This window comes from Staphylococcus sp. EG-SA-2, assembly GCF_017152085.1.
This window is the reverse complement of record NZ_JACYHC010000098.1, coordinates 1-8,408: the sequence shown is the minus strand read 5'-3', so window position 1 is coordinate 8,408 and position 8,408 is coordinate 1. Positions and strand designations below refer to the sequence as shown.

The following is an 8,408-nucleotide window of genomic DNA, read 5'->3' as shown; positions in this document are numbered from 1 at the left end:
CCTAATAAAAATGTTTGTCTATGATTAGCAATTGACTTCGCTGCAAGCATAGCAAATTCTTTTTGAGTATCAATTAATTCCTCATGATCATGATAAACATTTCCGTAATCGACTAAAGTTTCACATTGATTCAAATCCGGCAAACCTGCAAATGCTTGTTTAATCGCATCTGGTCCTTCTTTTGCACCAATGCGCCCCTTGTTTAAAGCAACACCTTTGTCAACAGCATAGCCTAATATACCGACCCCTGATGGCATACTACTCTTTTCCAGCTTAGACAAATCTTCAAATGTTACTGTTTGAAAATGTCTAAATTTTTTCGGGTCTGTTTCACTATCTAACCTTCCAGTCCATAAATTTGGTTCACCTTGCTTGTACACAGCATTTCCCCCTCTTATTTATGTGGCTTATTAACAATTAAAGTATAACGTATAGGAAATTTTGAATTCAATTCATAGTTAAATCCGTATCTTAAAAATACTTATCTACATTACTTTTACCCCTATTTTCTATGTAATAACGAATACTTAGCTGATTTATGTTAATAAAATACGTCAAGACTATTACATTTTCATTAATATTGACATAGACAATTTATCTCTCGGCTTGTAATATGTATAATTGTTACTAAAAGATATTTTGCTTGTTACCTAATGGAGGTTACATATAATGAAGAACAATAAAATTTCTGGTTTTCAATGGGCAATGACGATTTTCGTCTTCTTTGTCATTACAATGGCGTTATCCATTATGCTCAGAGATTTCCAGTCTATAATTGGTGTCAAACACTTTATATTTGAAGTTACAGATCTAGCGCCATTAATTGCTGCAATCATTTGTATACTCGTTTTCAAATATAAAAAGGTCCAACTTGCAGGTTTAAAATTCTCAATCAGCCTGAAAGTAATTGAACGTCTATTGCTAGCTTTAATTTTACCTTTAATTATTCTAATTATTGGTATGTACAGCTTTAATACATTTGCAGATAGCTTTATTTTATTACAATCAACAGGCTTATCAGTACCTATTACACACATTCTGATTGGACATATTCTGATGGCGTTCGTAGTAGAATTCGGATTCCGTTCATACTTACAAAATATTGTTGAAACGAAAATGAACACGTTCTTTGCAAGTATTGTTGTTGGTTTGATGTATTCAGTTTTCTCAGCAAATACAACTTATGGTACAGAATTTGCTGCTTATAACTTCCTTTATACATTCTCATTCTCTATGATTCTTGGTGAATTAATTAGAGCGACTAAAGGACGTACAATTTATATTGCAACGACATTCCATGCTTCAATGACATTCGGACTTATTTTCTTGTTTAGCGAAGAAATCGGCGATCTATTTTCAATCAAAGTCATCGCCATTTCAACAGCAATCGTTGCAGTAGGATACATTGGTTTAAGCTTAATTATCCGAGGTATTGCATATTTAACAACAAGACGAAACCTTGAAGAACTTGAGCCTAATAATTATTTAGACCATGTCAATGACGATGAAGAAACTAATCATACTGAGGCTGAAAAATCTTCTTCAAATATTAAAGATGCTGAAAAAACAGGTGTAGCTACTGCATCAACGGTTGGTGTTGCTAAAAATGATACTGAAAATACAGTGGCTGACGAACCAAGCATTCATGAAGGTACTGAAAAAACAGAACCTCAACATCACATAGGTAATCAAACTGAATCTAATCATGATGAAGATCATGACATCACTTCGGAGTCAGTAGAATCAGCAGAATCAGTTAAACAAGCACCACAAAGTGACGATTTAACAAACGATTCAAATGAAGATGAAATAGAGCAATCATTAAAAGAACCTGCGACTTATAAAGAAGACAGACGTTCATCAGTTGTAATTGATGCAGAAAAACATATCGAAAAAACTGAAGAACAATCTTCAGATAAAAACAAATAATAACAAAGCGCTTGCTAGTACCTCTTAAAAAGATGATGCTAGCAAGCGCTTTTCTATACTATATATTATTTTTCTAAAATTTTAACACCCTCTTGAGTGCCTACAATAACTTGATCTGCCATATCTAAGAAGTATCCTGTCTCAAACACACCTGTCAGATGAATTAAATACTCATGGAACTTATATGGGTCAATTCCTTTTGGTAACTTACAATCTAAAATATAATTGCCATTATCAGTTATAAATGCGACATCTTCGTTTACACGACGTTCTACTTTTATATCAGCGTATGATTCAATTTTACGTAATATGTGATACCAGTTAAATTTATCCACCTCTACTGGTAACTTAAACGTCTCACCTAAGTATTGAACTATTTTCGTTTCATCGACAACCACAACAAAACGCGATGCCATTTCATCTATAACTTTCTCTCTGAACAGCGCACCACCGCCACCTTTAATTATATTTAAAGATGGATCTACTTCATCAGCACCATCAATTGCTAAGTCGATATGATCAACATCATTGATTTCACATATTTTAATACCTAATTCTTTTGCTAAAAATGCAATTTTATTAGAAGTGCATACACCTGTAATATTGTAACCACGTTCTTTAATTAGTTGCGCCATTTGAGGTAAGAGTAATTCCATTGTACTTCCTGTACCAATTCCCAGCGTCATGTCACCATTGATTTGACTTAAAACATCATTTAATGTCATTAACTTGAGTGCTTTGACATCTTTCATGAAGGTAGCCTCCCATATTTATGTAATCTATTCAATTCATATTTTACATGACTCGTATAAATTAACATACCCTTATTTCTAACATTTTTTTAAACATATCAATCAGAATTTACAATTCTAAAAATGTTTTATAGTACAATATATTTTAAATAATACTCGTTAAGGAGAATGATATGATATCAATTCACGCAATTTCGACAGGAAAAATCCAAGATTTGCCTTATAGCTCGAAAAGACCGATACGCTCTGCTTTAGATAAAACTAAGATTTCACAAACAACATGGTTATCTTCAACTGGTTTCACTGGTGATGAACAGGCTTATAAAGATCATGGTGGACCACATAAAGCAGTTTGTGGGTTTAGTAAGCATAATTATGCACTGTATCAAGATGATTTACCTACACTACCTACTCATGCGATGTTTGGAGAGAATTTAACATTTGATTATTTAGACGAATCTGATGTTTACTTTGGTAATCAATATCGTTTAGGTGAAGCGTTAATTGAGGTTTCTGAAATTAGAGAACCATGCTGGAAAATTCAAGCAAAATATAATATTCCTGATTTAGTGAAGCGCATGTCTACATCTGGTAAAACAGGTTTCTATTTCCGGGTATTAAAACAAGGCTATGTATCTCCAAATGATCAGCTTTACTTAATACAAGAAGCACCAATCGAACATCGTTTATCTGTACAACAGCTTAATGACCTTTATTATAATGATAGACAAAATCAAGATATGTTACGATATGCACTAAACAATCCATTTCTGTCACCAACAAGACGCGATAAACTTCAAAAAATGTATAACAGAACATTGAAATAATTACCTTTCATTATAAGTGTTAAATGAACTTTTCAAAACAAAAAGGAATCAACTTACACATCGTTTGTATAATAGTCTTATCTATAACCACTGATGCTATTGATTCCTTTTTTATGTTATATATTTTCTTTATTTCAAACTGTATATTAATGATGTCACTTCATTTGATACGATTCTTGATAACCTATTCAAAATTCCGCCAAATAACATAAATATTATATAAATGCCGATACTTTTAATCATTTTCTACTTTTTCTTCGATACGGAAACTTGTTTTCGAATTGAACACTTCACCAGCTTTTAAAATTGACGGTGCTTTTTCACCATATAAATTAATATCATTTGGTAAAAATTGTGTTTCTAATGTAAAGCCAGAATGTGGTTTATAAATATTAAATGGACTATCCCACTCATCAGGCTGGTTAAAAGTAAAGAACACAACATGAGGCATATCTGTATCGACCTCTAACATAAATTCATGATTTTCAACATACATTTTATGTTCACCAACTGTAAATGGGTGATCGAGACCACCAAAACGTGTCATTTGTTGGCTTAATTGCGCATGTTGTGATGTAAAAATATCACTCAATTTTATCTTGTTATCTTCAAACACTTCATGTAAATCTAGAATATCACCTGTAACAATATTTCGCTCATCTAATACATACATATCTAATTGATTACTTGAAATGCGATGATTATCAACGACATTATTATCTCGATTCAAATTGAAGTACACATGATTCGTAGGACTAAACAATGTGTCTTCTGATGCAACTGCTTCGTATTCAATCGACCATTGGTGATCCGCATCATAAATATGTGTAATCGTCACATCGATATCACCCGGGAAATGATCATCAGCTGATTTCAACACCGTCTTAAATATAACTTTAATTTGAGCAATTTCATTTCTAATTTCATAATCAAATAACTTATTGTCCAAACCATGACATCCACCATGTAAATGATGTTCACCGTTGTTTTTTTCTAACTGATATTCTTTACCTTTCAACTTAAATTTAGCATTATCAATTCTACCGCTATATCTTCCTATAGAAGCACCAAATTTAAAAGGATTACTATGATAAAACTCATCCGCTTCAACAACATTTCCAAGAACAATATTATTATCATGATATTTCCAAGACACTACTCTTGCTCCATAATTCGTAAAAATAATTTTAGTTTCATCATTATCAATTTTGATTAAATCTACACTTTGTCTTTGGTGCTCAACTTCAACTATCATTTTTACTTCTCCCTTCTAACCACAAGTGTTCAAGCTCTGCTGGGTAGCAACATTACTAAAACACCTACAATACAAATGATTGCACCGATAACATCATATTTATCTGGCATTTGTTTATCTACGACCATCGCAAAAATCAAACTCATGATGATAAATACGCCACCATATGCTGCATATACTCTTCCGAATGATGGAAATGATTGAAATGTCGCAATGACACCATATAACATGAGTATCGCACCGCCTATTAGCCCAACAAGTGAAGACTGTCCTTCCCTAAGCCACAGCCAAATCAGGTATCCCCCACCTATTTCACATAAGCCAGCTAATATAAATATAAAAATCGGATATAACATGAAATCACTCCATCACACATTTGCTATCAATAATCTATCGGCTACATATCATTTGTTTACATTTCTTCTTACTTCACATTCCCATTTTAAAAAGTTCGTTTTCACATTCATATTGTACACTTTTTTAGACATTATTCTATAGCTAAATATAAAAAAATAAGAGTAACACGCTTTCATCATCATTTTATATGATAAATGTGTGTCACTCTCATCAATTTTATTTTTTAAATACACGTTTCATTGAATTAAATAAGCCACGTTCAAATGTAAGTACTGAATCTTTATATGTTTTAATTGCAATCCATATCAAGACAGCTACCATTACAATTGAGATTAAAGAACTTAAGATGACCTCATATATTTGAAGCCCTGAAGTTTGAGCGCGTACAACTAATTGAAATGGCGCTAAAAACGGAATATAACTTGTGATTAAAGCAAGTTGTCCATCAGGATTATTTATCGTGAATATCGCGATATAAAATGCAATCATACCAAGTAATGTCAGTGGCATCAAAGATTGATTTAAATCTTCTATTCTAGATGTTAATGATCCGAGGATGGCTGCAAGTAATACATACGCCATAATTCCAACAATACTACTTATAATTCCGACAATAATAATTTGCCAAGACAATTGATTCATTTCCACGTTAAAACCTTGTAGCAAGTCTTTTAAGTCAAAGGCAAAAATGCATATAACTGCCATCAATACAATTAAAATAATCTGAGTCACGGCAACTGCTATAACGCCTAAAATTTTAGCAAAAATATGTTGGATTGGTGAAATACTTGTAATAATCATTTCAATGACACGCGATGTTTTCTCACTAGCAATTTCCATAGCTATTTGAGATGCATAATTTAAAACAATGAAGAACATTAGAAAGATAATGCCATAAGCTAAAGCATAGTTGAAAATCTTTTGTCCTTCTGATACTTTATCGACTTCATCATTAGAAATCACCTTATTATCAACTTTACTTTGTGCTTGTAATTTTTGTAAGTCTTCTTTGTTGATATTTAATTCCCCGGCTACCATATTTGTTTGAATAGCTGTAAGCAGTGCTTGTACTTTTTGTGAATCTTCATGACTTACTCGCTTCTCACTAATGATTGTCCCTTGTAACGTGCGATTTTGATTCACCTTGATAATATAAGCTTTATCAAGTTTATGTTTTTTTACTTCTTTTTCAGCATCTTCTATAGAAACTTTAGTAAACTTAGCATCACTATGAAATGTATTCGCCTGTTGCTTGAAAACCTTATAGATTTGTTCATTCGGTGCTGCTACACCAATTTTATCTGGACCATCATCAAACATGTTAATAATCTTATCAATGTTAGATAGGCCAATCATTAAGGCAGCAATAATAATCATAAAAATTACAAATGATTTAGCTTTAATTTTTTGATATATGTCAAAGTAAATGTCGCCCAAAACTTATGCATCCTTGCCACCAACCTTCTCAATGAATATATCTTGTAATGATGGTTCTACAACTTGGAATCGTTTAACATAACCTTGATGTGCCACAACTTGATAAATATCTTTGGCTACGTCTTCATTCTCAATCGTCAACTGAAGACCTTGCTTCATGTTTTCACTATGAATGATGCCTCTAATGTTTGTTAAATCTGGTAGTGTTGTTTCTGATTCAATGACAACTTTCTTGTTACCATTAGATGCACGTACATGATTGATATCACCAGAAACAACAAGTTGACCTTTATCTAAAATACAAACATCATCACATAATTCTTCAACATGCTCCATACGGTGAGAACTATAAACGATTGTACTGCCCCAATCATTTAAGTCTTTAACTGCTTCTTTTAATAACTCAACATTAACTGGGTCTAGACCACTGAAAGGCTCATCTAATATTAGTAATTCTGGTTTATGTAACATACTTGCTAACAGCTGAATTTTTTGTTGATTCCCTTTTGATAGACTATCAATTCGTTTTTTGCGGTTTTCAGTAATATCAAAACGCTCAAGCCAATACGATATTTGCTGTTGTATTTCTGTTTTTGACATTCCCTTTAAAGTTGCCAAATATTTCAATTCTTCTTCAACTGTCAATTTCCCATGTAAACCGCGTTCTTCCGGTAAATAACCAATACGATTGTACATTGTTTTATCTAGTTTTTTACCGTTATACGTAATGTGTCCTTCAGTTGGTTCACTTAAGCCTAAAATCATACGAAATGTCGTTGTTTTACCTGCACCATTTCTTCCTAGAAAACCTAACATTTTGCCTGATTCTAACTCTAATGAAATATCATTTACTGCCGTCATCTTGCCAAAACGTTTCGTAACATGTTCAATTACAAGTCCCATACTTTGCCTCCTAAAAAAATATGTATTTATCTTAATATAACATTTCTATTCTCTATAAATGCAATATTTTTAAAGTGAATTTATTTTTAAAATTTCTGAAATTGAAATATTTAAATAGTATCTTCTTTGCATGTTAAGTATCATTAGCGCTAGATACGCATTTCCCATATCTTTATTGCCTTATTTGTAAAAAAATATCCCAGCATCATTGTGCCGAGATATTTATATCATTACAATTGATTATCTGTTTCTTCCGGTGTTTTCGGTGTTTCAGATGTCACTGGTTGATTTTTAATTGTAGACGGGTATTTTGGGCTTTCGCCATATTTATTTGCCGGCTTACTGTCAAAGCATAGGAATACTATCATAACAATTGTTAGGCCTAAATAAACAAAATAAAGAAGTACTAACAAAATATTAAGACCCATCGGCATTAATGTAAAATCACTGTCATAATAACTATCGATAATCTGTAATACTATATAAAATATAATACTGAATACTGTCATAATCATTGGAAATAACATTGTTCTTGATATATCGTGAAATCTTCGAACGCACAACGCTAAATTTGGAATAAACGTTGCCAAACTATAGACAAAAGTATACACAGATGTAAGGATAATCATCAATATACTCATAACTATTAATGTTTCGTTATCTGCCGCTATAGAAATAAAGACTAGAAATAGGTTTATTATTAGCACACACACAGCTGGAACCATAAGTATCAAATGCCATAGTGCCATATACCAATATTCACTACGTCTTGATCTCCCCTTAAAATTTACATAATTTTTCCAAAATAATACGAATGATTTCATAAAACCTACTTGAGGTAATTGTTCCATTGTAATCTCCCTTTCGTTAATCATATTTATATTTTTAATTATTGTTACCGTTATAATTTACAAGATTCATTATCAAGCCACTTCATTTCAATCGTCA

At 32.1% G+C, this 8,408-nt stretch carries 9 protein-coding genes and 1 pseudogene; 2 read left to right on the top strand and 8 right to left on the bottom strand.

The features are described 5' to 3' along the window. Positions 1-380, bottom strand: a 380-nt coding sequence (locus IDG60_RS00850) for a formimidoylglutamase (protein ID WP_046400187.1), incomplete at its 3' end; no start/stop codon positions are given. Between the two features lie 289 nt (positions 381-669). Between IDG60_RS00850 and lyrA the strand changes: the two genes are divergently transcribed. After that, positions 670-1,929 carry a lysostaphin resistance protein LyrA gene (gene lyrA / locus IDG60_RS00845; RefSeq protein WP_000794442.1) on the top strand — a complete coding sequence of 420 codons (1,260 nt, stop codon included), beginning with the start codon at positions 670-672 and terminating at the stop codon, positions 1,927-1,929. 65 nt (positions 1,930-1,994) lie between these two features. On the opposite strand, the gene IDG60_RS00840 is transcribed toward lyrA, so the two are convergent. Next, a complete protein-coding gene (locus tag IDG60_RS00840; protein ID WP_000655864.1) occupies positions 1,995-2,681 on the bottom strand; it encodes a ribose 5-phosphate isomerase A in 687 nt (228 codons plus the stop codon). A gap of 173 nt (positions 2,682-2,854) precedes the next feature. On the opposite strand from IDG60_RS00840, the gene IDG60_RS00835 reads away from it, so the two are divergent. Beyond that, positions 2,855-3,508 (top strand): MOSC domain-containing protein, encoded by a 654-nt coding sequence (locus IDG60_RS00835; RefSeq protein ID WP_000623440.1) that lies wholly within the window; start codon positions 2,855-2,857, stop codon positions 3,506-3,508. Positions 3,509-3,743: 235 nt separating this feature from the next. Here the strand turns inward: IDG60_RS00835 and IDG60_RS00830 are convergent, their stop codons facing one another. From IDG60_RS00830 to IDG60_RS00805, 6 genes and pseudogenes are all read right to left on the bottom strand, one after another. Beyond that, positions 3,744-4,763: an aldose epimerase family protein gene (locus tag IDG60_RS00830; protein ID WP_000634696.1), complete on the bottom strand. Its 1,020-nt coding sequence runs from the start codon at positions 4,761-4,763 to the stop codon at positions 3,744-3,746. 29 nt (positions 4,764-4,792) lie between these two features. Beyond that, positions 4,793-5,119, bottom strand: a complete 327-nt coding sequence (locus IDG60_RS00825) for a YnfA family protein (RefSeq protein WP_000966695.1) — start codon at positions 5,117-5,119, stop codon at positions 4,793-4,795. 48 nt (positions 5,120-5,167) lie between these two features. Further along, entirely contained in the window at positions 5,168-5,353 is a 186-nt protein-coding gene (locus tag IDG60_RS00820) for a hypothetical protein (RefSeq protein WP_001789152.1), read from the bottom strand. Then, positions 5,337-6,568 (bottom strand): annotated as a pseudogene (locus IDG60_RS00815) (ABC transporter permease). Before IDG60_RS00815 ends, IDG60_RS00820 begins: the two are co-directional and overlap by 17 nt. Continuing rightward, a complete protein-coding gene (locus tag IDG60_RS00810) occupies positions 6,561-7,460 on the bottom strand; it encodes an ABC transporter ATP-binding protein (protein WP_000524830.1) in 900 nt (299 codons plus the stop codon). Before IDG60_RS00810 ends, IDG60_RS00815 begins: the two are co-directional and overlap by 8 nt. A gap of 230 nt (positions 7,461-7,690) precedes the next feature. After that, the gene (locus IDG60_RS00805; protein WP_000436823.1) at positions 7,691-8,311 is read right to left on the bottom strand and encodes a DUF805 domain-containing protein; all 621 of its coding nucleotides are present in this window, start codon (positions 8,309-8,311) and stop codon (positions 7,691-7,693) included. Positions 8,312-8,408: the final 97 nt, after the last annotated feature.